Source organism: Ruegeria sp. (assembly GCF_965221235.1).
Taxonomy (GTDB): Bacteria; Pseudomonadota; Alphaproteobacteria; order Rhodobacterales; family Rhodobacteraceae; genus Ruegeria.
Map to the genome: position 1 here is coordinate 1182469 of NZ_CBDCRS010000004.1, position 25706 is coordinate 1208174.

The following is a 25706-nucleotide window of genomic DNA, read 5'->3' on the forward strand; positions in this document are numbered from 1 at the left end:
GTCCGGCAAAAAAGCGGTTTGACATACATCAATCGCTTAAAAAGGACATGCACCCCATGGCTGACCCCTATTTCTTTGGCTACGGCAGCCTTGTGAACCTTTCGACGCATGATTTCCCCGATCCACATCCTGCGAAACTGAAAGGGTGGCGGCGCGCATGGCGGCATACAGACCTGCGCCCCGTGGCCTTCCTGACCGCCGTGCCGGACCCGGATTGCGAGATCGAAGGAATGATTGCCCATGTCCCTAAAAATGACTGGGCAGCACTGGATGAACGGGAATGGGCTTATGACCGGGTTCCCGCGACCGATGCAATCACGCACCCTCTGACCCACGACGTTGAAATCGCAGTTTACTCGGTGCCACCCGGCCGACACGCCGAACCCAGTAATCGCCACCCGCTGCTGCTCAGCTATATCGACGTGGTTGTGCAGGGGTATCTGCGCGCATTCGGAGAAGACGGGGCGGACCGATTCTTTGCCACGACCGAAGGGTGGGACAGCCCGATCCTGAACGACCGCGCTGAACCCCGCTACCCGCGCCATCAACAGCTAAATCCGTCCGAAACTGCCTTCGTCGACGACCGCCTAGCCAGACTTAAAGCCCGCTTGGTCCAGCCAGCGTAACGAAAAGGGGCAGGCGCACAGGCCCACCCCTTCTTCTCGTCCCAAATACGGTCGCCGAAGGCGCGGTCCCTTACCCCCGCGCGCGGATCACCTGAAGCAGAGGCAAGAGCGCCGCCATCTCTGGCCCCCGCTCCATGCCGGTCAGTGCCTTTCGTAGCGGCATGAACAGGCCCTTACCTTTACGGCCCGTAGCCTCTTTTACTGCCTTGGTCCAAGTACCCCAGGTCTCGCCATCAAACGAACCTTCCGGCAGCAACGCAATGGCCTCGGCGATGAACTCACGATCTTCATCGGCGATCAGAGGTTCAGCGCCATCGCGGCACAGCTCCCACCAGCCTTTGAGGTCGGCCAGCGTGGTGATGTTCTCACGCGCCATCGCCCAGAACGGCTCAGCCAGTTCTGCCGGTACGCCAGCATCCGCGACTGCATCAGCCACATCGGTCAGAGGCAGCGATTGCAGGTGCTTTGCTGTTAGTGGGAACAGGTCCTGAACATCGAATTTGGTCGGCGCTGCACCAAAGCGGTTTACGTCGAAACCCTCAATCAGCTCGGCCATGTCCGAACGCAACTCGACCGGATCAGACGAGCCCAGACGCGCCATCAGGCTCAACAAGGCCATCGGCTGCACGCCCTGTTCGCGCAAATCGCGCAGGGCCAGTGTGCCCAGACGCTTTGACAGCGCCTCACCCTGTGGGCCGGTCAGCAGGGAATGGTGCGCAAAACGGGGGCAAGTGCCGCCCAGCGCCTCGATGATCTGAATCTGGGTTGCGGTGTTGGTCACATGATCCGAGCCACGCACCACGTCGGTCACGCCCATCTCGGTATCGTCGACCACCGACGCAATCGTATACAGCACCTGACCATCGCCGCGGATCAGCACCGGGTCAGAAACCGAGGCTGCATCAATCGAGATGTCACCGAGAATGCCATCAGTCCACTCGATCCGCTCATGATCCAGTTTAAAACGCCAGACGCCATTGCCACGTTCCGCGCGCAGAGCCTCTTTCTCGGCGTCCGACAGGTTCAACGCAGCGCGGTCATAGACCGGCGGCTTGCCCATGTTCAGTTGCTTCTTGCGCTTGAGGTCCAGCTCAGTCGGTGTCTCGAATGCCTCGTAAAACCGACCCATCTCACGCAGCTTGTCGGCAGCCTCGGCATAGCGATCCAGCCGCTCTGACTGACGTTCAACCCGATCCCAATGCAGGCCCAGCCAGTCCAGATCCTGCTTGATGGCGTCGACATATTCCTCTTTCGACCGCTCCGGGTCGGTGTCGTCGATGCGCAGGATAAACGTACCGCCAGCCTTGCGGGCGATCAGATAGTTCATCAAGGCGGTGCGTAGGTTGCCCACATGGATGTAACCGGTGGGCGACGGGGCAAAACGGGTGGTGGTCATGGAGTTCTCCTGTTGGCGCGGCTCATGTCACAGGAAGGACGTTTTGTCCAGCAGATGAAGGGAACGCGCCGGGCGACGTGTGCTGTCAGCGAGAGTATTTCTGCAAAACTGAAGGGGTCATCCAGGATGGACCGGCCAGTGCGTTTCCAGATCAGCCAGCCCCGCACGGATCAATTCAGACAGGACCTCGGGGTCAATATCGGCCAGCTTGTTCACGTAAAGGCAGGACTTGCCCGTTTTATGCTTACCAAGCCGGGACAGGATATCGCCAAAATCCGCATATCCCGGCATGATGTAGATCGACAACGCCGTTTTGCGCGGAGAAAACCCTGTAGCCAGAAAATCCCCCTCGCGCCCGGATTTATAGCGATAGTGATAGCGGCCATAGCCCACGATCGACGGCCCCCACATGGCCGGTTCAAACCCTGTGACTGTGCGGAAAAGAGCATCCAGCGCCCGCGCATCCGCAGCCTTCGCGGATGGTTGTACCGAAGACAGAAACGCCTCGACGCTTTCGCCTGTGGGGACGGTCTTGTTTCCTGATCGCGCCATGAACAAAAATTAACACGTAATGTTCATCCACGCAGCCCATATCAACAGGGTATAAACTGGCAAGAGACACACGCCGAGCTAACTGCACCCCATGGTGTTTTGACAGGGAGAACCAAAATGACCATCAAATTAACACGCCGCGCCGCACTGGGTTCCGCGGCTGCCTTGCCATTTGCAGCAGCCGCAACCCCACTTTTGGCCGCCGGAGCGGAGGCCAAGGCAAACTCGACCATCGCCAAATCTTTCACGCTGGGCGACTTCACCGTTACAACACTGCTGGATGGCAGTTTGCCCCGTGACGGCGCGCAGGAAATTTTCGGCGGCGGAGCCTCGGACGAAGAATTCGCCAAGGTATCAGCCGACAATTTCATCTCGCCCGACATCGCGCAGTTCTTCTTCACGCCAACGCTGGTCAATACCGGGGCCGAGCTGGTTCTGTTTGACACGGGCCTCGGCCAAGGCGGCATTCAGGCCGCGCTGGCGGATGCAGGTGTCACACCGGACCAGATTGACGTCGTTGTCATTACCCATATGCACCCCGACCATATCGGCGGCATGACCACGGGCGATGCGCCGACCTTTCCGAACGCACGCTATGTGACCGCGTCGCCCGAATATGATTTCTGGGCCGCTCAGGACGCAGGCAATCGAGTGGGCGATCTGGTTGCAGCGAAAGTCACTCCGTTGGCCGAGAAGATGTCTTTCCTCGGCGATGGCGGCGAAGTCACTTCAGGCATTACCGCAGTGGCGGCATATGGCCATACGCCCGGCCACACAGTTTATCATCTGGAAAGCAACGGCCAGCGGCTGGTGCTGACAGCTGACCTGGCCAACCACTATGTCTGGTCCTTTGCGCACCCGGAATGGGAAGTGCGGTTTGACATGGACAAGGCCGCCGCCACCGCTTCGCGGCGCAATGTGCTGGGCATGCTGGCGGCCGACAAGATCCCGATGATCGGGTATCACATGCCGTTCCCGGCGGCGGGCTTTGTGGAAACCCGAGGTGACGGGTTCCGCTTTGTCCCGGTCAGCTATCAGATGATGGGTTAAGCCCTAATACCCAGGGTCCGGCCGCACCTTTGAGCCATCCGTAAAGCGGGACAGGCGAAAGGCGGCCGGATCGACGCAGGGCGTGGTCTCTGCGACCAGATCAGCCATCAGACGGCCCGCGGCTGGCCCAATGCCGAAGCCATGGCCTGAAAACCCGGTCGCGATATACATGCCCGGCATATGATCGACACCCGAGATCACCGGCACCGCGTCCGGGGTCACATCAATCATCCCAGCCCAGCTTTGCACGATTTCGGCCTGTTCCAGCGCTGGAAACCCTTTGCGAGCAGCCGCCCAGGCTTGCCGCAGTGCTTTGGACGAGGGTTCGGGGTCCAGCACGCGACACTTTTCAAACGGCGTCACGTCGGTGGGCAGCCAGTTTCGCGCCTCTTGCGCCTCGACGCGCCACCGTTTGGAGACCCGAAAACGCAATGATCGCCATTCCTGAGCGAAAGCGGGCAGGAATTGACGCGCCAGCCGAAAACTGTCGGGCACGATATCAACCGTGTTTTCATGCCCCGAGGCGATTGTATAGCCGCCATCGGCCCGTTTCCGGATGGCAAAGGGATCTGCCCAAAGCGCCGTGTTTGGACCTTCGATCGGAGAGGTCCGCAATACCGTGTTCAGAACCTTGAGCTGCGGCAGATCAATCCCCGCATTTCCAGCAAACAGACGTGACCATGCACCTCCGGCCAGAACCACATAGCGGCAGGCGACCCGACCACGCTCGGTAAATACGCCAGTAATACCCTGATCGTCCGTCTCGACGCTGCGCACCGCACATTGAGTCATCAGAACAGCGCCCTTGTCGCGCGCTGCTTCGGCGATGGCGGGGGCGGCCCATTGCGGCTCGGCCCGGCCATCCTGCGGCATGTACAGGGCACAATCGTAAGTGGCCTGATTGCCCGGCAGCAGGGCGTCCATCTCGGCCCCTGCCACCAGTTTTGCACCAGTCTCTAACCCCTCCACATGGCGCAGCCACCGTTCCAACTGGCCGCTGCCCCGTTTGCCGGACGCGCCAAACACAATGCCGGAACGGGTGTAGCCAGTCTTGCGCCCGACGCGCTGATCCAAACCCTGCCAGATGCGGTGCGCCTCAGCCATCAGCGGGATTTCCCGAGGGTCGCGCATTCCCAGCCGCACCCATCCCCAATTGCGAGAGCTTTGCTCGCCCGCAATATGCCCCTTTTCGCACAGCAGAACCGACGCGCCGCGTTCAGACAGTTCCAGCGCAGTTGACGCGCCAATAATCCCGCCCCCAATCACGACGACATCCACGGATTTGGGCAAGTGCAAGTCAGGTTCAACGGGGGTTGGCTTTGGGCCGGGCATCAACCGCTCTTACTTCGTGGCTTGAACTGCCATGAAGGCGCGGAGCGAGCGCAGAGGCAACACGCCATGTGACCCACCAATTGCAATTTTAAGAAGCTGTGGCAAACGCGCCAACAGGCGCGGAAACATCGCGCCATCCCACTCATAATTCTCACGAAATTCAGGCCGCGCCGCGCAGTTCGGCCCATTTCTGACGCAGCGTAGCCGACAGCCCCGTGTCTTGTGCCGCGGTTTCTTCATCCATCTCGGCCTGATCGGGCAGGTCGGGAAAAGCATCGTGCGTTTTTACCGGTTCCGCCGCAGGCTCGGGTTCTTCAGGCTCATCATCGCGAAGGAGATCGGCAATCGCCGAATCCACCTTTGCTTCGTCCAGGACATGCCCCTCAGATTCCATTGACTTGTATCTCAGGGGCGGATGAAGAGGTTTATCGTATCCCTCATGCATAATAATCACACCAAATCGTTAACTCAGACATTCAAAACTAAATGCGCCACAGTGGCCGCCGGTGCCTGTCCGTCGAAAACGAACCGAATGAAATGTGTCGCACCGCCTTATGTGAGGCATCAATTAAGCTAAAATGTGGCAAGAAAATGTCACGATATCAAGGTGTAGTTCGCCCCGAGCGGCCGAATATTAACCTATCATTCACTTTGTCGAAACAATCCAATGATCAGGTAGTTCACCGGCCCGAAGTTGGAAACAAGAGGATCAAACACCCAGTCCGCGCGCGCGGGTCAACTGCGGTCACGCCAGCGATTCACAATCGGATACCGGCGGTCCAGCCAGAAGGCTCGGCTGGTCAGGCGCGTGCCGGGGGCGGACTGAAAGCGTTTATACTCGCTGATATAGATCAGGTGCTCGACCCGTCTCGCGACGGCTTCATCGAACCCGGCGGCTACGCAATCGGCGATTGATCCGTCCTGATCGACCAGAATATCCAGTATCGCGTCCAGAATCGGATAATCCGGCAAGCTGTCGCTGTCCTTCTGATCTTCACGCAACTCAGCACTCGGCGGTTTGTCGATGACAGAGGGGCGGATCACTTCACCCTCAGGCCCCATCATCCAGTCGCGGTGATTGACGTTGCGCCAGCGGCAGGTCTCAAACACGCGCGTTTTATACAGGTCTTTGATCGGGTTATAACCGCCGTTCATGTCGCCATAGATGGTGGCGTACCCCACCGCGACCTCGGACTTGTTGCCTGTGGTCAGCAACATCTCGCCAAATTTGTTTGAGATCGCCATCAACAGCAGGCCACGCAGACGGGACTGGATATTCTCTTCGGTCAGATCGGCCTCGCGCTCGGCGAACAGAGGGGCCAGAGTCTTTGTCACTGCTGCCCGGCTGTCCGAAATCGGAACGTAGTCATAGTGAACGCCCAGTGCCTTGGCGACTGCCTCGGCATCATCCAGCGAGGCCTGACTGGTGTATTCCGACGGCAGCATCACACAGCGGACATTCTCGGCCCCGATGGCATCCACGGCAATTGCCGCGACCAAGGCGGAGTCGACCCCGCCTGACAGGCCCAGCAGAGCCTTTTTGAACCCGGTCTTACCCATGTAATCACGCAGGGATTGCACCATCGCGCGATAGTCCTGTTCCCATTCATCCGGTTGCGGCACGATTTCGTCCGGCACGATGCGCCAGCCCTGGTCGCCGCGCTCCAGATCGACATGGGTCACAGCCTCGTCGAAAACGGGCATCCGAAAGGCCAGCTCCCCGCCCGGGTTCAGGCCGAATGTGGCGCCGTCGAACACCTGATCGTCCTGACCGCCCACCATGTTCAGGTAGATCAGCGGCAGGCCGGTCTCGACCACGCGGGCTACCATGTGATTCAGGCGAATGTCGTATTTGTTGCGGAAATAAGGGGACCCGTTGGGGATCAGCAGGAACTCTGCACCGGTTTCTTCAAGGGTTTCGGCCACGTCCGGGTGCCAACTGTCTTCGCAAATCGGGCTGCCAATGCGCGTGTTGCCGACCGCGTAAGGCCCACCCAGAGGCCCGGCGTCGTAAAGGCGCACTTCGTCGAACACTGTCTCATTGGGCAGGTGATGCTTCAGCGCTTTGCTGCCGATCCGCCCGCCCTTAAGGATCAGATAGGCGTTGAACAGATTGCCGTCCTCGGTCCACGGCCCCCCAATTGCCACCGCCGGACCGTCAGCGCATTGAATGGCCAGCTCTTCAACCGCATCCATCGCCGCGCGGTGAAACGCGGGTTTCATCACCAGATCCTGCGTATTGTAGCCGGTGATGAACATCTCGGGGAATGCCACCAGATCGGCCCCAGCCTCGCGCGCCTGCTGCCAGACGGCCAGCGCCTTGGCGGCATTGCCCCCGATATCCCCTACCGTAGGGTTGAGTTGCGCCAGAGTGATGCGGAAACGGTCGGCCATTGTGCCCTCTTGCCCTCGTCAGTCTTACTGCCATTTAGCAGATCATTGCGCGAGTGAAAGGCAAATGCGGCAAAACCCGTTGCTCTGCCCCCGGCAGTACCTTAGTTTTACGCGAAATGACGAAAACCGGGCAGGCAGGACCGATCATGAACGCTTTACGCACAACAATTGCCGCATCAGCCATGGCCCTGATCGCTGCGGGTGCCATGGCACAAAGCGGTGAAGTTATCCAAAAGGATGACGAGGTCGGAGGGGTCTACGAGGGCACCTTTGAAAACGGCCTGCGGCACGGAACCGGCACCTACCGCCTACCCAACGGCTTTGTCTACGAAGGCGAATGGTTCGAGGGTGAGATTCAGGGCAAAGGCATTGCCCGCTACGTCAACGGCTCGATCTATGAAGGGATGTTCCAGAAAGGCCAGCCCGAAGGGCGCGGCAAGATCGTCTTTGCCGATGGCGGCAGCTATGAAGGTGAGTGGTCCGATGGCACGATCACCGGGCAAGGCGTCGCGGTCTACGCCAATGGCGTGCGGTATGAGGGCGGCTTTCAGAACGCACAGCATCACGGCAAAGGTGTGATGACTGTCCCCGGTGGCTACAGCTATGACGGCGATTGGCTGGACGGCGCGAAACAGGGCAAGGGCAAGATCACCTATTCCAACGGCGACGTCTACGAGGGCGACGTTAAGGATGGGCAGCGCCACGGTCAGGGCAGCCTGACCCTGCCGGATGGCATGACCTATGTCGGCGACTGGGCCGAGGACAGCATCACCGGACAAGGCCGCATGTCCTATGTGAACGGCGATGTTTACGAAGGCGATCTGGACAAGGGCCGCCGTCATGGCAAAGGCAAAGTGGTCTATTCCAATGGCGACGTCTACGAAGGGGACTATGTCGATGGCTTCCGCCACGGGCAGGGCACCTTCACTGGTACCGATGGCTTTGTCTATACCGGCGAATGGACCAATGGCCTGATCGAAGGGCTGGGCGAAGTCACCTATCCCGACGGGTCCATCTATGTCGGCGACTTCAAGGCTGATCTGGCAGAAGGCAAAGGTCGCATCACCTATCCGAACGGCTCGACCTATGACGGCGACTGGATCGCCGGAGTGATCGAAGGTCAGGGCGTTTCGACTTACACCAATGGCACGGTTTACAAAGGCCAGTTCAAGAACGCACGCAATCACGGCAACGGCATCCTGACTTCGGCCGACGGGGCCAGCTATGACGGCGAATGGGTTGACGGGCTGCGGCAAGGCAAGGGCATTTCCACCTATCCTGACGGGACGGTTTATTCTGGCGAGTTTGTCGCCGGCAAGCGCCAGGGGCAGGGCGAAATCGTCATGGCAAACGGGTTCAGCTATTCCGGTCAATGGTCCGACGGCAAAATTACCGGCGATGGAGTCGCGACCTATCCTAGCGGAGATGTCTATGAAGGCAGTTTTGTAAACGCCAAGCGTCAGGGCAACGGTACGATGCGCTATGCCAATGGTCAGGAAGAAACCGGCGTCTGGGACAACGACAAAATCACGGACGCGGATGCACCTCAGACCGAGCCCGAACCTGATTCTGAGGCGACCTCATCCGAAACCACCAGTTCGGACGGCTGAGCCTTTACCATTGCACGGTCTTTCCGGCCCAGTCGAAAAACCCTCCGGTATCGGCAGGGGTGAGGGCCTGCATGACGTTCAGCAAGTTTGCGGCGGCGTCATCGGGGGCAACGGCCGGGTGTCGACCGAGGTATTTTCGCGTGAACTCTGTTTTTACGGTGCCCGGATGCAGCGCGACACAAATCGTTTGCGCGTGAGTTCGGGCCAGTTCGATTGCAGTTGTATGAACGATCTGGTTCACCGCAGCTTTCGCCGCGCGATAGCTGACCCAGCCGCCCAGCCGGTTATCTCCAATCGACCCGACCCGCGCGGACAAAACTGCACAGATCGCCCGCCGGTCTCGCGGCAACAGCCTTGCCGCGTGGCTTAGAATTAGCGCTGGCCCGACCGCATTCAGCGCAAACTGATCCATCATTGCCTGCGCCGAGACCGATCGGATTGTTTTTTCCGGCGCGGCCCCGTTGATCTCAAGCGCGCCCGAGGCCACGAGGATCAGATCGTAAGGTCCCGGCAATTCGCTCAACGCACGCTGCACGCCGTCCGGGTCGGCCAGGTCGAATCCGTTGACAGAGCGTGACTGGGATGTCACCGACACCCCCTGCCCGGTCAGATGTTGGCAGATCGCCCGCCCGATGCCGCCTGAAGCGCCGATGATCAATGCCGTTTCCATAAGCTACAGCTAGACGGCTTCTTTGACGGTTCAACTGCCGAAAAAAGTATCCGGGTCAGCGCCCTGCAAATGGGGCTTTTCATTCCCGGCAGGCACTGTATAAATTCCGCCCATGATCAACCGCGCAGATATCCTTGTTGCCGACACCGCCTTTTGCGGTGCCTCGCTGCGTGGCCTACTGATCCTAATCCGCCTCTGAGCGTGCCATCCGGCGCGCCCGCTCAGAGGAGGACGCCCGCGCGCCATAGGCTTTAGGACAGAAGAAGAAAGAGAACCCCATGACCAACGTGACCGACCAAGACCGCGTCTTGATCTTCGATACCACTTTGCGCGACGGCGAACAAAGCCCCGGCGCAACCATGACCCATGCCGAAAAGCTCGAGATAGCCGAGCTGCTGGATGACATGGGCGTCGACATCATCGAAGCAGGCTTCCCCATCGCCTCTGAGGGCGATTTCAAAGCGGTCTCCGAGATTGCCGAGCGGTCTAAGAACAGCCGCATCTGCGGCCTGGCGCGCGCCAATTTTGCGGATATCGACCGCTGCTGGGAGGCGATCAAACACGCCGGGCAAAACCGCATCCACACCTTCATCGGCACCTCGCCGCTGCACCGCGCCATTCCGAACCTCACGCAGGACGAGATGGCCGAGAAGATCCACGAAACCGTCAGCCACGCGCGCAACCTGTGTGAAAACGTGCAGTGGTCGCCGATGGACGCAACCCGGACCGAGTGGGATTATTTGTGCCGCGTAATCGAAATTGCGATCAAGGCCGGAGCGACAACGATCAACATCCCAGATACAGTTGGCTACACCGCTCCTGTAGAAAGCGCCGATCTGATCAAGCGCCTGATCGAAACCGTACCTGGCGCAGACGAAGTGGTGTTTGCCACCCACTGCCACAACGACCTTGGCATGGCGACGGCAAACTCTTTGGCTGCGGTGATCGGCGGTGCCCGACAGATCGAATGCACAATCAACGGTCTTGGCGAACGTGCTGGTAATACGGCGCTGGAAGAGGTTGTGATGGCCATGCGCACGCGCAATGACATCATGCCGTACCACACCGGGATCGACACCACCAAAATCATGCATATCTCGCGACGCGTCGCGACGGTGTCGGGCTTTAACGTGCAGTTCAACAAAGCCATCGTCGGCAAGAACGCTTTTGCCCATGAAAGCGGAATCCATCAGGACGGGATGCTGAAAAACCGAGACAATTTCGAGATCATGCGCCCCGAGGATGTGGGATTGTCCGGCACTTCGCTGCCCTTGGGCAAACACTCGGGCCGCGCGGCGCTGCGCGACAAGCTGAACACGCTGGGCTATGAGGTTGGAGACAACCAGCTCAAGGATATCTTCGTTCGGTTCAAGGATCTGGCCGACCGAAAGAAAGAGGTGTTCGACGACGACATCATCGCCCTGATGACGCTGGATGATGATGAAGCGAACGATCACCTCCAGCTGGTCTCGATGAAAGTTACCTGCGGCACTGGCGGTCAGGCGGAATCGACGGTCGAACTGGAAGTGGACGGCAAGGACATCATTGCCACCGAACACGGCGACGGTCCGGTCGACGCAACCTTCAAGGCAATCCGAGCGATCTTCCCGAACAAGGCGCATTTGCAGCTGTATCAGGTGCATGCCGTCACAGAAGGTACCGATGCGCAGGCCACGGTATCAGTACGCTTGGAAGAGGACGGCATGATCGCCACCGGTCAATCGGCCAACACGGATACTGTGGTAGCCTCGGCAAAGGCATATATTCATGCTCTGAATCGCCTGATCGTGCGTCGCGAAAAGACCGGTCCCGGCGCTGACGCACGCGAGATCAGTTACAAAGACCTGACCTGATCCAACAGCGGCTCGTCTCGGCGGGCCGCTTTTCGTAGCGTTGGTCAGGACAATCCGGCCTTTTGCATCCCGTCGACGAAATGCTGATAATCTTCGTCGTTAGCGTAGTGCAGCATGCCTTCAAGATCGGTGATCTTGAACTCTGGCTGAGCCTCATAGATTGCATCTACATAAGTGCGGGCCTCGGCCTCGTTTCCCAGCCACGCATGGCAGGCCGCAACATAGGCGTTCTGGACCGTGTCAAATGTGGGCAAGCGCGCGAAATCTTCCAACGCCTGTTCGTAATTTTTGGCCCCGAACCGCGCCTTTCCAAGATGGCTCCAGAACCGTGCCGGATGGTGAGGGTTCAGGCGCATCGCCTTTTGTATCCACTCGGCGCCTTCCTCGGCACGGCCCGACCAAGTCAGCAACTCGCCCATCTGAACCACGACCAGATCATAATTCGGGTTCAGCGACAGCGCGCGTTCCTGATGATACCGTGCCCGGCCAAGGTTGTTTCGCAAGATCTCAACCGCAGCCATCAGGCGATGAACATCCGCATCGTTGTCATCCAACGAAGCGGCCTTGAGGATCGCTTTTTCACACTCGCCCAACATGGCCTCACGGTCGTCGCACCATCCATACCCCCAGGCCTGACCGCGGATACACCCGCTCCAGGCATGAGCATGGGCGTAGTCCGGGTCCAGTTCGATCGCCCGGTCAATCAGCTTGGTCGCTTCGACATTGGCTTCGCGCGTGCTCCGATGGTGCAGCACCTTGGCGGCCAAAACGCACTCATAGGCCGCAAAGTTAGAGGGTTTCTTGCGCGTCAGACCTTCTTGCTGCGAGGCTTCGATGCGACCGGGCAGTGTCGCGACCACGGCCGAGATAACCTCGTCCTGAATGGTGAAAATGTCATCCAGATCGCGATCATATTTCTCGGCCCAGACATGGCCATCGTTGTGACTGTCGATCAGCTGTACGGTGACGCGTACCCTGTTGCCGGCCTTCCGAACACTCCCTTCGACAATATATTGCGCGCCCAGCTTTTCACCCACCTCACGCACATTAACAGCCTGTCCCTTGTAGACAAAACTGGAATTGCGCGAGATCACGAACAGCTCATGCCGGCGGCTCAACTCGGTCAGAAGGTCTTCAGTCAGACCGTCGGCAAAAAACTCTTGCTCGGTATCTCCGCTCATGTTGGCGAACGGCAATACCGCGATGGAGGGTTTGACCACCTTGGTATCGCCTTCATCCAACGGCCCGCCATCCTCAGCGGTTGCGTCCAACGCGACCCGATAAGCGTGAACAGGTTGCGACAGGTTCTTCAGCGACAAATCCCCAAGGTCGTGATATTGCAATTCCAATCGGCCCGAGACCTGCTCATGAACGGCACCCGAAATCAAAACGTCACCGGGATTTGCGGATTGTTCTAGCCGCGCGGCGATATTGACGCCGCTGCCAAAGATATCGCCATCCTCAAAAATGATCTCATCCAGATTTATCCCGATGCGGAAATGAATGCGCTGGTCCTTCGGAACATCTGCATTGCGACGCAACATCCGGTTCTGCACCTCGACCGCGCAGGTCACTGCTTCGCTGGCGCTGGGGAATTCAACCAGCATCCCGTCGCCCGTTGTTTTGATGATTTTTCCGCGGTTCTTGTCGATTGCCGGGTCGATCAGCTCGATACGGTGCGTACGCAGACGGGCAAGCGTGCCTTGCTCATCCGCTTCCATCAGCCGACTATAGCCCACCATGTCAGCGGCCAGAACCGTAGCTAGTCGGCGATCCATCGCGCACCTCCTCGACCAAAGTCTAGGACCGAACGCCCCTTTTCCACAACGAATTTTGCAAAAACATCCGAGGCGTGTATCGCGCTGATGCGATTGCCCTGATCGAGTGTATTCAGGTGGTCTTAGAGCTTGGCAAACAAGGCATCCAACCGGCGCTTCTCATCCATAAGCCCGAATGGTGCATTCACCACAAACATCCCCGACCCAATCATGCGGTGCCCTTCACGAGCGGCTGGAAAATGCACCTCGTGACAAAGTGTTTTCGGCAGGTCCTGAGATTTTAACGCAGATATCATCGCATCGTGACGTTTGTCCGTCAGGATCGGATACCATAGAGCGATCACCCCCACATTCCACTTGCGATGCAGTTTGGCGATGATACCGGGCAAGCGGTCGTATTCCGCCTTAACCTCATAGCTCGGGTCGATCAAAAGCATCCCGCGCCGAGGTGTCGGCGGTAACAGGGACTGCGCCAGCTCATACCCGTCCTGCTGATACACCTTTGCGCCATAAGGAGACATCGCCATTGCCAGTGCGGAATACTCCTGCGGATGCAGCTCAGCAAAATGCAAACTGTCCTGCTCGCGCAGCAGACTTGCCGCGATCATCGGAGAGCCTGGATAAGCCGCTGCTCCCTGCCTCTGCCGGACGACAGAAATTGCGCGCCCCAGCGGATGGTCGGCACCAAACCAGCCAACCTGCTGGACCCGCCGGATGCCTGCCTCAGCTTCACCTGTGCGCACCGCCTCATCTGCGTCTAGCTTATACAGGCCCCGGCCCGAATGGGTTTCGAGGTAAGTCAACGGCTTGTCTTTGCGGGTCAAATAGTCCAGCGCAGATGCCAATAAAGCGTGCTTTTGCACATCAGCCAGATTTCCTGCGTGGTAAATGTGTTGATAAGAGAGCATTTTGCCTTCTAAAGTCCCAATCAATAAGGCGGAAAGGTGCTGATTGTCGCGGAATCAACCCTTTTACCGGGCGTGATGGCACCCTATAAGGCATCCGTCCCGGAACCGTCGAGTCGCGGGCAGTGAAAATTCTGACAAACGGGATCAGGGGAAATATGGGCATCTTTGGCAATCTGGGCGGCCTGTTTACAGCAGACATGGCTATCGACCTTGGAACAGCAAACACGCTGGTTTATGTCAAAGGACGCGGTGTGATCCTGTCTGAACCGTCCGTGGTCGCTTATCACGTGAAGGACGGCGTCAAAAAGGTCCTGGCTGTTGGCGAGGACGCCAAGCTGATGCTGGGCCGGACACCGGGTTCGATCGAGGCCATCCGCCCGATGCGCGAAGGCGTGATCGCCGATTTCGACACCGCCGAAGAGATGATCAAGCATTTCATTCGCAAGGTTCACAAACGCTCAACCTTCTCGAAGCCCAAGATCATTGTCTGCGTCCCACATGGCGCAACCCCTGTTGAAAAACGCGCGATCCGCCAGTCTGTTCTTTCCGCAGGCGCGCGCCGCGCGGGCCTGATTGCCGAGCCGATCGCTGCGGCGATTGGTGCAGGCATGCCCATTACCGACCCGACCGGCAACATGGTCGTCGATATCGGCGGCGGCACCACCGAGGTTGCGGTTCTGTCGCTGGGCGACATCGTTTACGCACGTTCGGTCCGCGTCGGTGGTGACCGGATGGATGAGGCCATCATCTCATACCTGCGTCGCCAGCAGAACCTGCTAGTCGGTGAATCCACAGCCGAGCGGATCAAGACCACCATCGGCACTGCCCGTATGCCTGACGATGGGCGCGGACAGTCCATGCACATCCGCGGTCGCGACTTGCTGAACGGCGTACCGAAGGAAATTGAGATCAGTCAGGCTCAGGTGGCCGAAGCACTCTCGGAACCCGTTCAGGCGATCTGCGAGGCCGTCATGACCGCATTGGAGACCACCCCGCCCGATCTGGCTGCGGACATTGTTGACCGGGGTGTGATGCTGACCGGCGGCGGCGCGCTGCTGGGCGATCTGGACCTTGCACTGCGCGAACAGACCGGCTTGGCCGTGTCGATTGCCGATGAAAGCCTCAACTGTGTGGCTTTGGGTACCGGCAAAGCGCTGGAATATGAAAAACAACTGCGCCACGCGATTGACTACGAAAGCTAAGGCGCGCACCCTCTAAAGGGTGAAAACTCGGGCACGAGCAGCACGGGAAGGTAACCTGTGGCAAAGGACCGATCACAGCGCGACGAATACACAACCCCCTTGCGCCGCCTGCTTTTGGGGATAGTGGTGCTGTGCCTGATTGGCATCTTTCTGGTCTGGCGCATAGACAGCCCGCGCGTGGAACGGTTCCGCGCGCAGGTGGTGGACAGCGTCGTACCCTCGATGGAATGGGCCATGGTACCTGTCACCGCCGTGGTCAATCTGGCCCGTGATTTCCAAAGCTATCAGCGTCTGAGCGAGCAGAACCGTGAATTGCGCAGCGAGCTGCGCCTGATGCGCGCCTGGAAAGAGGCCGCGCTTCAGCTAGAACAGGAAAATGCCCGGCTGCTGGATCTGAACAATGTACGGCTTGATCCACGCCTGACCTATGTGACCGGCGTTGTTATGGCGGACAGCGGCTCTCCGTTCCGCCAGTCGGTTCTGCTGAACGTGGGTGAACGGGACGGCATCACCGACGGTTGGGCGACAATGGACGGGATTGGCGTGGTCGGGCGCATCTCGGGCGTAGGGCCGGACACGGCGCGGGTGATCCTGCTGACCGATGCGTCGAGCGCGATTCCGGCGACCATCCAACCCTCGGGCCAGACGGCACTGATCACCGGCGACAACACTTCGGCCCCTGTGGTCGAGTTTCTGGAGAACCGCGAACTGGTGCGCCCGGGCGACCGGGTCGTGACCTCGGGTGATGGCGGCGTGTTCCCCGGCGGGTTGCTGATCGGGCAGATCACCGCCGATCCCGGTGGCCGCCTGAGGGTGCGCCTTTCGGCAGATTTTGAGCGGTTGGAGTTCCTGCGGGTACTGCGATACCAGTCGGCCCCGCGTATCGAAGACCCGGGCGACATTGTCGGCCCCAGACAACCCGCAGCTGCGCTGACCCCTGCGGAGGTTGGTGATGGATAACCAACCCTCACAGCTGTGGTCCAAGCGGGGGCTGTATCTGTTTCTGGCCGCCCTGATCCTGTTCCTGCACCTGTTACCGCTGGATACAAAACCTGATCGCTGGCCGTTTCCGGACCTGCTGATCGCCCTGACCTTTGCTTGGGTGCTGCGGCGGCCCGAGTTTGTGCCGACGCTACTGGTTGCCGTTGTGATGTTGATGGCTGACCTGTTGCTGCAACGCCCCCCTGGCCTGCTGGCCGCGTTGGTGGTTATGGGCGCGGCATATCTGCGCTCGGCCGCGCCGGGCATGCGGGATATGGGCTTTGCCGGAGAATGGTCGACTGTTGCCGTCGTGATCACGGCAGTTTTCATGCTCGACCGCGTAATTCTTGCTATTCTGTCCGTGCAACAAGCGGCATTGGGGCCGGTGGTGGTACAAGTGGTTCTGACAATTGCGGTTTATCCGGTGATCGTTCTTCTCAGCCAGAACGCCTTCGGTGTGCGCCGAGTGTCCGCCGCAAATAGCGGCATTTTGGGAGCGCGTGGATGAAACAACGCAAACCCAAATCTCAAGGTCTGGCGTATAAACGCCTGCCCCGCAGGGCGCTGATACTTGGCGGGCTGCAAGCTGCCTTTATCGGCGGACTGGCCGCGCGAATGCGGTTTATGCAGGTGGATCAAGCCGATGAATACCGCCTTCTGGCCGAGGAGAACCGGATCAACATCCGCCTGATTCCGCCAACCCGGGGCCGGATTTATGACCGAAACGGTGAGATCATCGGCCAGAATTCGCCATCGTACCGCATCGTGATGGTGCGCGAGGATGCAGGTGACGTGGACGAGGTCATCGCCAAGCTGTCAGATCTGATCCCCCTGACCCAGGATGAGATTGACCGCGCCAAGACGGAAATGCGCCGCTCGGCCCCGTTCCTGCCTGTCACGCTCGCCGATCAGGTCACGTGGGAGGATATCTCGAAAGTCGCCGTCAACGCCCCTGCTCTGCCCGGTGTGATCCCCGAAGTTGGCCAAACCCGGCAATATCCACGATACGAAGATTTCGCCCATGTGGTGGGCTATGTCGGCCCTGTCAGCGACTATGACCTCAGTCAGATCGAAGACCCAGAGCCAGTTCTACGTATTCCCCGCTTCCAGATCGGAAAGGTCGGGCTTGAGGCGAAACAGGAAATCAGCCTGCGCGGCAAGGCAGGCGCGAAACGGGTCGAGGTCAACGCCACCGGTCGCGTCATGCGCGAGTTGGACCGGCAGGAAGGCGAGGCCGGAGCCGATTTGCAGCTGTCGGTCGATGCCGATCTACAACAATACGCGCAGGCCCGGCTGGCCGGTGAAAGCGCCGCTGCCGTGGTGATCGACTGCGAGACCGGTGATATCCGGGCGATCAGCTCAGCCCCTAGTTTTGACCCCAACCTTTTCGTGCGTGGCATCTCAGTCGCCGATTACCGGACCCTGACGCAGGACAATTACCGCCCGCTGGCCAACAAGACGGTGCAGGGCACCTATCCACCGGGTTCGACTTTCAAGATGATCACCGCCATGGCCGCGCTTGAGGCCGGAGTGATCGGACCGTCCAACACTGTCTATTGCCCGGGCCACCTGAAGGTCGGCAGCCGCCGGTTCCACTGCTGGAAACGCGGCGGGCATGGCACAGTTGATCTGGAGACCTCGCTGAAACGCAGCTGCGACGTGTATTATTACGACGTGGCCCTGCGGGTCGGGATCGACAGGATTTCCGAGATGGCCCGCATCTTCGGGTTGGGCGTTAAGCATGACATCCCGATGTCCGCTGTGGCTGCCGGGCTGGCCCCCAATCAAGAGTGGAAGCAACGTGTCCATGGCGAAGACTGGCTGGTAGGCGATACGGCCAATGCCTCGATCGGTCAGGGCTTCATGCTGGCGTCGCCGCTGCAACTGGCGGTCATGACCGCACGGATCGCCACGGGACGCGCGGTGTCGCCACGGCTGGTGCGGTCGATCAACGGGGTCGAACAGCCCTCGGGCGCGGGCGAGCCGCTGGCGGTGAACCGCAACAATCTTGAACAGGTGCGTCAGGCGATGTGGTCGGTATCGAACGACCGGCGCGGGACGGCCTATCGCAGCCGTATCATCGCCGATGACTTCCGCATGGCGGGCAAAACCGGCACCAGTCAGGTGCGAAACATCACCAAGGCCGAGCGTGCCGCCGGTGTGATCCGTAACGAGGACCTGCCCTGGGAACGCCGCGACCACGCGCTGTTCGTAAGTTTCGCGCCCTATGACAAACCGAAATACGCCATCGCGGTGGTGGTGGAACATGGCGGTGGCGGTTCGAAAGCGGCTGCACCGGTGGCCCGCGATATCATGCTGCAAGCGCTATATAACGGCACGCCTCCGCTTGAGGCCTATCCCACGGCAGATCGCGACCGCATCAAAGAACAGCAAAAACAGCTTGAGGGCGATCGTCGTCCCAAAGCGCGTCCGTCTGAGAAGGATCGCGCATGAGCTATCTTGAATACGCCGTCAAATCCACGCCGTCGGGGTTCCGCAAGTTCCTGTATATGAACTGGCCACTGACCCTGCTGCTGATCAGCGTGGCCAGCGCCGGTTTCCTGATGCTGTATTCCGTAGCAGGCGGATCGTGGAGCCCATGGGCTGAACCACAAATGGAGCGGTTCGGGCTGGGATTAACCGTGATGTTCATCATCGCGCTGGTGCCGATCTGGTTCTGGCGGAACATGTCGGTTCTGGCCTATCTCGGCTCGATTGTCCTTTTGATCTTTGTAGAACTGTTCGGAACCATTGGCATGGGCGCTCAGCGCTGGATTGACCTTGGGTTCATGCGCCTTCAACCGTCCGAAGTCATGAAGGTTGCGCTGGTTATGGTTCTGGCCGCCTACTACGACTGGTTGCCATCGCACAAAACCTCGCGTCCGCTTTGGGTGGTGATCCCGGTCATCCTGATCCTGATCCCTACATTCTTTGTTCTGAAGCAACCGGACCTTGGCACGTCGATCCTGCTGCTGGCGGCAGGTGGGGGCCTGATGTTTCTGGCCGGTGTCCACTGGGCCTATTTCGCCGCTGTCATCGCCGCGGTAGTTGGCCTGATTGCCACTGTGTTCAACAGTCGCGGGACCGAATGGCAGTTGCTCAAAGATTACCAGTTCCGGCGGATCGACACCTTTCTTGATCCCTCAACCGACCCGTTGGGCGCCGGATACCACATCACCCAATCCAAAATCGCGCTGGGGTCAGGCGGCTGGAATGGGCGTGGGTTTATGCAAGGCACACAGTCACGCCTGAACTTTCTGCCCGAGAAACATACCGACTTCATCTTCACCACGCTGGCCGAAGAGTTCGGCTTTGTCGGCGGCATAACCTTGCTGGTCCTCTACGGTCTGATCCTCGTCTTCTGTCTGGTCACGGCGCTGTCGACCAAAGACCGGTTCTCGTCACTGGTGACACTGGGCATCGCGCTGAACTTCTTCCTGTTCTTCGCCGTCAACATGTCGATGGTGATGGGGCTGGCCCCGGTCGTGGGTGTACCCCTGCCCATGGTCAGCTATGGCGGTTCCGCCATGCTGGTTCTGATGGCCGCCTTTGGTATCGTCCAAAGCGCCCATATCCACCGCCCCCGTTGATCTGAAAGGCCCTCCATGTCCGTGAACATCCTGTTCTCAGCGCGCCCTGCCCTGTGGCCGATATATGAGCCGCTTCTGACCAGTTACCTGTCCGAGGCAGGGTTGGACTTTCGTCTTGGTACTGAGTTCGCACCGGATCAGGTCGACTACATCGTTTATGCCCCAAACGGAGGGCTGCTGGATTTCACCCCCTTCACGCGGCTGAAAGCGGTGCTCAGCCTCTGGGCCGGGGTCGAGAAGATTGCGGGGAACGAGACATTGACCGTCCCACTGGCACGCATGGTGGATCACGGCCTCACGCAGGGCATGACGGAATGGGTGGTCGGCCATGTGCTGCGCTATCACCTTGGGATGGATCGGCACATCACCGTTCAGGATGGCATCTGGGCGCCCGACCCACCGCCCTTGGCCGCTGATCGTCATGTCTGTGTTCTGGGTCTCGGCGCGTTGGGCGAAGCTGCGGCACGCGCCCTGTCCGCGCTGAACTTTGACGTAACGGGCTGGAGCCGTTCACCCAAGGATATTCCCGGCGTTACTTGCCTGCACGGAGAGGACGGGCTGCGCGCCGCCCTGTCACAAGCCGAGATCGTGGTTCTGTTGCTGCCCGATACACCCGCCACGACAAACATGTTGAATGCCGAGACGTTGGCCATGCTTCCTCAGGGGGCGTGCATCCTTAATCCGGGTCGGGGACCTCTGATTGACGACGACGCCCTGTTGGCCGCGCTAAACTCCGGTCAGATCGGCCATGCCACACTGGATGTGTTCCGGGTCGAACCGCTGCCTGCGGACCACCCCTATTGGGCGTATCCGAATGTAACAGTGACGCCGCATATCGCTTCGGAAACCCGGCCGGTGACAGCGGCGCAGGTGGTCTGCGAAAACATCAGACGAGGTGAAGCGGGCGAGCCCTACCTGCACCTCGTCAATCGCGAATTGGGTTATTAAGCGGCGATCAAGCCGCGTCCTTTCAGCAGGGCGTCAACGCCCGGCAGACGGCCCCGGAAGGCGAGGTACAGCTCTTCGGCCTCTCGTGAGCCGCCGGTGGACAGGATGTTGTCCTCCAGCGCCTTGGCTCGTTCGGGATCGAAGGCGCCGCCCGCCTCTTCAAAAGCGGCAAAGGCGTCTGCATCCATGACCTCGGACCACATATAGGAATAATAGCCCGAGCTATAGCCGTCGCCCGCAAAGACATGCGCGAAATGCGGTGTGGCGTGGCGCATCCCAATCGCCTGTGGCATGCCGAGCTCAGCCAGAACCTCGGCCTGTTTCGCCATCGGATCGGCCGGGGCCGCGCCATCGTGAAACGCCAGATCGACCAGCGCCGAGGCGACATATTCCACCGTCTGGAACCCCTGATCGAAATTGGCGGCTTTCAGCACTTTCTCCAGCATCTCTTGCGGCATCGGCTCGCCGGTTTCCGCGTGGGTGGCGAATTCGGCCAGAACCTCGGGGACCTCCAGCCAGTGTTCGTAAAGCTGACTGGGCAGTTCCACGAAATCGCGCGCGACGCTGGTGCCTGAGATGCTTTCATAGGTCACATTGGACAGCATCTGGTGCAAAGCGTGGCCGAACTCGTGGAACAGGGTACGCGCGTCATCATAGGACAGCAGCGCCGGATCGCCCTTGGCAAAGTTGCAGACATTGATCACGACCGGGGCTTGCACCTTTGGGAATTTCGCCTGCGACCGCATCGCGCTGCACCATGCGCCGGATCGTTTCGAGCCACGGGCGAAGTAATCCCCGATGAACACCGCAATATGCTGCCCGTTGCGCGTAACCTCCCACGCCCGACAATCGGGGTGATAGAGCGGCACGTCCAGCGGTGCGAACTCCAGCCCGAACAGACGGTTTGCACAGGCAAACGACGCCTCGATCATACGGTCCAGTTGCAGGTACGGCTTGAGCGCGGCCTCATCCAGATCATGCTCAGCCTTGCGGCGTTTCTCGGCATAGTAGCGCCAGTCCCACGCGGCCAGAGGACCGTTGACGCCGTCCGCCTGCATCATCTGCGTCAAGACTTCTGCGTCTTCATCGGCGCGGGACTTGGCAGGCTCCCACACCTGCATCAGTAGGTCGCGCACCTTATCCGGCGTGCGCGCCATTTCGGTTTCCAGTTTGTAATCGGCAAAGCTGTCGTATCCCAGCAGCTTGGCCCGCTCTTCCCGCAGCGTCAGGATCTCGGACGCAATCTCGCGGTTGTCGGTGTCGCCGCCATTGGCCCCGCGCGCAGTCCACGCGCGATAGGCCTTTTCCCGCAGATCGCGGCGAGGCGAGAATTGCAGGAAGGGTACGATGAGTGACCGGGACAGAGTCACAACCGGCCCGTCTGCGCCCTTGTCCTGACCAGCAGCGCGTGCGGTATCCACGACGAAATCCGGCAGACCTTCCAGATCATCTTCAGACAGCTCCATGAACCAATCCCGCTCATCGGCCAGAAGGTTCTGAGTGAACGAGGTTCCCAGAGAGGCCAGCCGCGCCTTGATCTCTTGCATCCGTTCGTCATCAGCTCCCTGCAACGCAGCACCTGCGCGCACGAAGCCACGATGGGTCAGCATCAGCACGCGGGCCTGTTCGTCGGTCAGATCAAGGTCATCTTTGCGCGCCCACAGATCGGCGATCCTCTGAAACAAAACCTTGTTCGATGAAATCCCCGAGAAATGCGCCGACAGTTTGGGCGAAAAGTCCCGCTGCAATGCCTCACGCGCCGGGTTGCTGTCCGCGCCCGCCACGGTGAAGAACACGGACAAGACCTTGTCCATCTGTTCGCCAGCGGCCTCAAGCGCCTCGACCGTGTTGGCGAATGTCGGCGCGTCTGTGTTGGTTGCGATTGCTTCGATCTGGGCGTTGTGGGCCTGCATGGCCTGTTCCAGCGCAGGTGCGAAATCACCGTCGGAGATTGCGTTGAACGGGGCTATTTCAAACGGCGTGGTCCAATCGGACAGGATGGGATTGGTCATACGTATCTCCTTTGACCACACAGGTAGGAACGACGGGCCAGATGATCCAGAGCGGGCTTACGCCCCGGCCCCACAAATCGGGCAATCGGCGCGACGGGACAGGGTGATCTTGCGGCTTTCGCCATACAGCGCGTCATAGATCAGCATTTCCCCGCGCAGGGCCTGACCCGCGCCGGTGATGACCTTGATCGCCTCAACCGCCATCATCGACCCCACCACACCGGGCAAAGGGCCGATCACGCCAGCCTCGGCGCAGGACGGAGCCAGACCGGGGGCCGGAGCTTCGGGGAAGATGCATTGATAGCAGGGGGCGTCATTAGCCGGGTCAAAGACACTCAACTGGCCTTCCCACTGCGACAGCGCGCCAGAGATCAGCGGTTTGCCCAGCGCAACAGCCGTGCGGTTGGCCAGATAGCGGGTGTCAAAATTATCGGTGCCGTCGAGGATCAGGTGAAAGTCGGAAAACAGATCCGAGGCGATCTCTTCGGTCAGACGACGGTGATAGGGCAGAACCCTGACATTGGGGTTCTGCGCTTCCATCGCTTGTTGTGCCGAGAACACTTTGGGCATGCCGATATCCGCGTCGCGGTGGATCACCTGACGTTGCAGGTTGGCGTTTTCAACCTCATCATCGTCGATCACGCCGATGGTGCCGACGCCTGCGGCGGCCAGATATTGCAGGGCGGGCGCGCCCAGCCCTCCGGCGCCGATCACAAGCACCCGCGCCTGTTTCATCTTTTTCTGGCCCGGCCCGCCAAGCTCACGCAGCACGATGTGGCGGGCATAGCGTTCAAGCTCGGTCTCAGTGAACTGATCAGATGGCATCGCGGGCTCCTCGGTCGGCGCGGCGCGGTTGCGCAGCGCTTTCAGCATTTGCCCATAGAACAGAACCAGCAGCGTGGTGCCAGTCAGTATCAACCACACGGCGGCTGACCCGCCGGTTGCCTGTCGCAGCGGATGACCATCGGGCAGGACCAACTGCGCAGTAATTACCCCCAGCAGCAACACTCCTACCGAGGTTATGCGGGCAGTCCTAGATACCCCGGCCAAATAGCCGATACCCCACAGACCCGCAGCGAGGATCAGAACCAGCAGCATCAGCCGCGTCCGGTTGAGCCAAAGCCACCAGCGCCGCGCACCGTGTCGCTGAGGGTTTCAACCGCATCGAACGAAGCCTGCACAACCGGGGCCACGACCAGTTGCGCGATGCGTTCGCCATGGGTGATCTCGAACACCTCCTGCCCCGCGTTCAGGACGATCACACCCAAAGGACCGCGATAATCACTGTCGATCGTCCCCGGCGTGTTGGGCAAGGTGATGCCGTGTTTCAGCGCAAGCCCCGAGCGCGGCCGCACCTGAACTTCAAACCCCTGTGGAATTTCGATCCGCAAGCCTGTCGGCACCAGCGCCCGCTGACCCGGTTCCAGCGTGATCGAGGCCCCATCCGGCAAGTTCGCCCGCACATCCGCCCCGGCAGCCCCGGCAGTTTCATACGAGGGCAGAGGCACCGACGGATCAGCGCCCTCCTCCCGGATCACACGAATTGCAACCATAACTGTCTCTCTTCTCTAGCTGGTCAACACGTCGGCGATCTTGCGCGCCAGTCGCTCGGCGACCTGATCTTTGCCCATGCGCGGCCATTCCTCGGCCCCCGCGTCCGAGATCAGGATCACCGCATTCTCGGACCCGCCCATAATCCCCGTGGCCGGGCTGACATCGTTGGCAACGATCCAATCGCAGCCCTTGCGTCCGCGTTTGGCGGTGGCGTGGTCGATCACGTTATCCGTCTCGGCGGCAAATCCAACCACAAGCGCGGGCCTGCCGGAGTCCAGATGGGAAACACGTTTGAGGATGTCCGGATTCTCGGCAAATTCCAGCGTCGGCAGGCCGTCGCGGCTTTTCTTCAACTTTTTTTCCGAGGCACTGGCCACACGCCAATCCGCCACCGCCGCCGCAAATACGCCCGCATCGACCGGCAGCGCGGCATCCACCGCATCGGACATCTGTTGTGCGGTCTCAACCGGCACAACCTTAACACCTTCGGGCGGCGAAACATCTGCCGGACCGGTCACAAAGATCACCTCGGCCCCCAATGCTGCGAGCGCCCGGGCGACTGCCGTCCCTTGCGCCCCGGATGAGCGATTGGCGATATAACGCACCGGGTCAATCGGCTCATGTGTCGGGCCGGACGTCACCAGAACACGTTTTCCGCTGAGAGGGCCTTCCCCAAACTGGGCCTCAATCGCTGCAACGATCTCCAGCGGTTCGGACATCCGACCGGGGCCGTATTCACCGCACGCCATGTCGCCCTCGTTCGGGCCGACAAAACGGACGCCATCTGCCTGCAACTGCTTCAGGTTGCGCTGCGTCGCAGGGTGGTCCCACATCCGTACATTCATCGCAGGCGCACACAGTACAGGCGTGTCCGTCGCCATCAACAGGGTCGAAGCCAGATCATTGGCCAAGCCGGACGTCATCTTGCCCATCAGATCCGCTGTCGCCGGAGCGACCACGATCAGATCGGCAGAACGCGACAACTGGATATGCCCCATCTCGGCCTCATCTGTCAGATCAAACAGGTCGCGGTAAACCTTTTCTCCGGCCAAGGCTGACACCGACAAAGGCGTCACAAATTCCTCGGCCGCGCGGGTCAGAACAGGGGTCACAGACGCGCCACGCTCCCGCAATCGCCGGATCAGGTCCAGCGACTTGTAGGCCGCGATGCCGCCGCCGATGATCAGCAGAATGCGTTTCGATGCCAGCATGTTGAACCCTTCCCGTCTCGGTCGGCCCTGACATTAGGC

Annotated in this window: 22 protein-coding genes; 10 read left to right on the plus strand and 12 right to left on the minus strand. The window is 59.9% G+C overall.

Features of this window, described 5'->3' with window-relative positions; genetic code table 11:
- The first annotated feature begins 56 nt into the window (after positions 1-56).
- Positions 57-626 carry a gamma-glutamylcyclotransferase family protein gene (locus tag ACOQOY_RS08985; protein WP_420585100.1) on the plus strand — a complete coding sequence of 190 codons (570 nt, stop codon included), beginning with the start codon at positions 57-59 and terminating at the stop codon, positions 624-626.
- A gap of 70 nt (positions 627-696) precedes the next feature.
- On the opposite strand, the gene gltX is transcribed toward ACOQOY_RS08985, so the two are convergent.
- Together gltX and ACOQOY_RS08995 are read right to left on the minus strand one after the other, a co-directional pair.
- Positions 697-2022 (minus strand): glutamate--tRNA ligase, encoded by a 1326-nt coding sequence (gltX, locus tag ACOQOY_RS08990; protein WP_420585101.1) that lies wholly within the window; start codon positions 2020-2022, stop codon positions 697-699.
- A gap of 117 nt (positions 2023-2139) precedes the next feature.
- The gene (locus tag ACOQOY_RS08995; protein WP_420585102.1) at positions 2140-2574 is read right to left on the minus strand and encodes a DUF1801 domain-containing protein; all 435 of its coding nucleotides are present in this window, start codon (positions 2572-2574) and stop codon (positions 2140-2142) included.
- A 117-nt stretch (positions 2575-2691) separates the two neighbouring features.
- On the opposite strand from ACOQOY_RS08995, the gene ACOQOY_RS09000 reads away from it, so the two are divergent.
- On the plus strand, positions 2692-3624 hold the full coding sequence (locus ACOQOY_RS09000) for an MBL fold metallo-hydrolase (protein WP_420585103.1): 933 nt from the start codon (positions 2692-2694) through the stop codon (positions 3622-3624).
- Between the two features lie 3 nt (positions 3625-3627).
- On the opposite strand, the gene ACOQOY_RS09005 is transcribed toward ACOQOY_RS09000, so the two are convergent.
- The 3 genes from ACOQOY_RS09005 to ACOQOY_RS09015 form a co-directional block, all read right to left on the minus strand.
- Positions 3628-4956: an NAD(P)/FAD-dependent oxidoreductase gene (locus ACOQOY_RS09005; RefSeq protein ID WP_420585104.1), complete on the minus strand. Its 1329-nt coding sequence runs from the start codon at positions 4954-4956 to the stop codon at positions 3628-3630.
- A gap of 160 nt (positions 4957-5116) precedes the next feature.
- Positions 5117-5350, minus strand: a complete 234-nt coding sequence (locus tag ACOQOY_RS09010; RefSeq protein WP_420585105.1) for a hypothetical protein — start codon at positions 5348-5350, stop codon at positions 5117-5119.
- A gap of 341 nt (positions 5351-5691) precedes the next feature.
- A complete protein-coding gene (locus ACOQOY_RS09015; protein ID WP_420585106.1) occupies positions 5692-7350 on the minus strand; it encodes an NAD+ synthase in 1659 nt (552 codons plus the stop codon).
- 146 nt (positions 7351-7496) lie between these two features.
- Between ACOQOY_RS09015 and ACOQOY_RS09020 the strand changes: the two genes are divergently transcribed.
- Positions 7497-8960: a 2-isopropylmalate synthase gene (locus ACOQOY_RS09020; RefSeq protein ID WP_420585107.1), complete on the plus strand. Its 1464-nt coding sequence runs from the start codon at positions 7497-7499 to the stop codon at positions 8958-8960.
- A 4-nt stretch (positions 8961-8964) separates the two neighbouring features.
- Here ACOQOY_RS09020 and ACOQOY_RS09025 read toward each other — a convergent pair whose 3' ends face one another.
- On the minus strand, positions 8965-9630 hold the full coding sequence (locus tag ACOQOY_RS09025) for an SDR family NAD(P)-dependent oxidoreductase (RefSeq protein ID WP_420585108.1): 666 nt from the start codon (positions 9628-9630) through the stop codon (positions 8965-8967).
- Positions 9631-9908: 278 nt separating this feature from the next.
- Between ACOQOY_RS09025 and ACOQOY_RS09030 the strand changes: the two genes are divergently transcribed.
- Positions 9909-11483, plus strand: coding sequence for a 2-isopropylmalate synthase (locus ACOQOY_RS09030; protein ID WP_420585109.1), 1575 nt, complete (start codon positions 9909-9911; stop codon positions 11481-11483).
- Between the two features lie 44 nt (positions 11484-11527).
- On the opposite strand, the gene ACOQOY_RS09035 is transcribed toward ACOQOY_RS09030, so the two are convergent.
- Positions 11528-13261: an adenylate/guanylate cyclase domain-containing protein gene (locus ACOQOY_RS09035; RefSeq protein ID WP_420585110.1), complete on the minus strand. Its 1734-nt coding sequence runs from the start codon at positions 13259-13261 to the stop codon at positions 11528-11530.
- 122 nt (positions 13262-13383) lie between these two features.
- Positions 13384-14169 carry a 23S rRNA (adenine(2030)-N(6))-methyltransferase RlmJ gene (locus ACOQOY_RS09040; protein WP_420585111.1) on the minus strand — a complete coding sequence of 262 codons (786 nt, stop codon included), beginning with the start codon at positions 14167-14169 and terminating at the stop codon, positions 13384-13386.
- A gap of 155 nt (positions 14170-14324) precedes the next feature.
- On the opposite strand from ACOQOY_RS09040, the gene ACOQOY_RS09045 reads away from it, so the two are divergent.
- From ACOQOY_RS09045 to ACOQOY_RS09070, 6 genes are read left to right on the plus strand one after another with little or no spacing between them, the layout of a single operon-like run.
- Entirely contained in the window at positions 14325-15371 is a 1047-nt protein-coding gene (locus ACOQOY_RS09045) for a rod shape-determining protein (protein WP_008756832.1), read from the plus strand.
- 57 nt (positions 15372-15428) lie between these two features.
- Entirely contained in the window at positions 15429-16331 is a 903-nt protein-coding gene (gene mreC, locus ACOQOY_RS09050; protein ID WP_420585112.1) for a rod shape-determining protein MreC, read from the plus strand.
- Entirely contained in the window at positions 16324-16860 is a 537-nt protein-coding gene (locus ACOQOY_RS09055; RefSeq protein WP_420585113.1) for a rod shape-determining protein MreD, read from the plus strand. The genes mreC and ACOQOY_RS09055 overlap by 8 nt, the downstream gene beginning before the upstream one ends.
- Complete coding sequence (gene mrdA / locus ACOQOY_RS09060) at positions 16857-18806, plus strand: penicillin-binding protein 2 (RefSeq protein ID WP_420585114.1); 1950 nt, start codon at positions 16857-16859, stop codon at positions 18804-18806. Before ACOQOY_RS09055 ends, mrdA begins: the two co-directional genes overlap by 4 nt.
- The gene (gene rodA, locus ACOQOY_RS09065) at positions 18803-19942 is read left to right on the plus strand and encodes a rod shape-determining protein RodA (protein WP_420585115.1); all 1140 of its coding nucleotides are present in this window, start codon (positions 18803-18805) and stop codon (positions 19940-19942) included. Before mrdA ends, rodA begins: the two co-directional genes overlap by 4 nt.
- A 15-nt stretch (positions 19943-19957) precedes the next feature.
- On the plus strand, positions 19958-20890 hold the full coding sequence (locus tag ACOQOY_RS09070; RefSeq protein ID WP_420585116.1) for a 2-hydroxyacid dehydrogenase: 933 nt from the start codon (positions 19958-19960) through the stop codon (positions 20888-20890).
- Here the strand turns inward: ACOQOY_RS09070 and ACOQOY_RS09075 are convergent.
- From ACOQOY_RS09075 to coaBC, 4 genes are read right to left on the minus strand one after another with little or no spacing between them, the layout of a single operon-like run.
- Positions 20887-22902, minus strand: a complete 2016-nt coding sequence (locus ACOQOY_RS09075; protein ID WP_420585117.1) for a M3 family metallopeptidase — start codon at positions 22900-22902, stop codon at positions 20887-20889. The two genes, ACOQOY_RS09070 and ACOQOY_RS09075, sit on opposite strands and share 4 nt — an antisense overlap.
- 57 nt (positions 22903-22959) lie before the next feature.
- The gene (locus ACOQOY_RS09080) at positions 22960-24000 is read right to left on the minus strand and encodes a HesA/MoeB/ThiF family protein (RefSeq protein WP_420585118.1); all 1041 of its coding nucleotides are present in this window, start codon (positions 23998-24000) and stop codon (positions 22960-22962) included.
- A complete protein-coding gene (gene dut, locus ACOQOY_RS09085; protein ID WP_420585119.1) occupies positions 24000-24455 on the minus strand; it encodes a dUTP diphosphatase in 456 nt (151 codons plus the stop codon). Before dut ends, ACOQOY_RS09080 begins: the two co-directional genes overlap by 1 nt.
- A gap of 15 nt (positions 24456-24470) precedes the next feature.
- On the minus strand, positions 24471-25667 hold the full coding sequence (gene coaBC / locus ACOQOY_RS09090) for a bifunctional phosphopantothenoylcysteine decarboxylase/phosphopantothenate--cysteine ligase CoaBC (RefSeq protein WP_420585120.1): 1197 nt from the start codon (positions 25665-25667) through the stop codon (positions 24471-24473).
- Between the last annotated feature and the right edge of the window lie 39 nt (positions 25668-25706).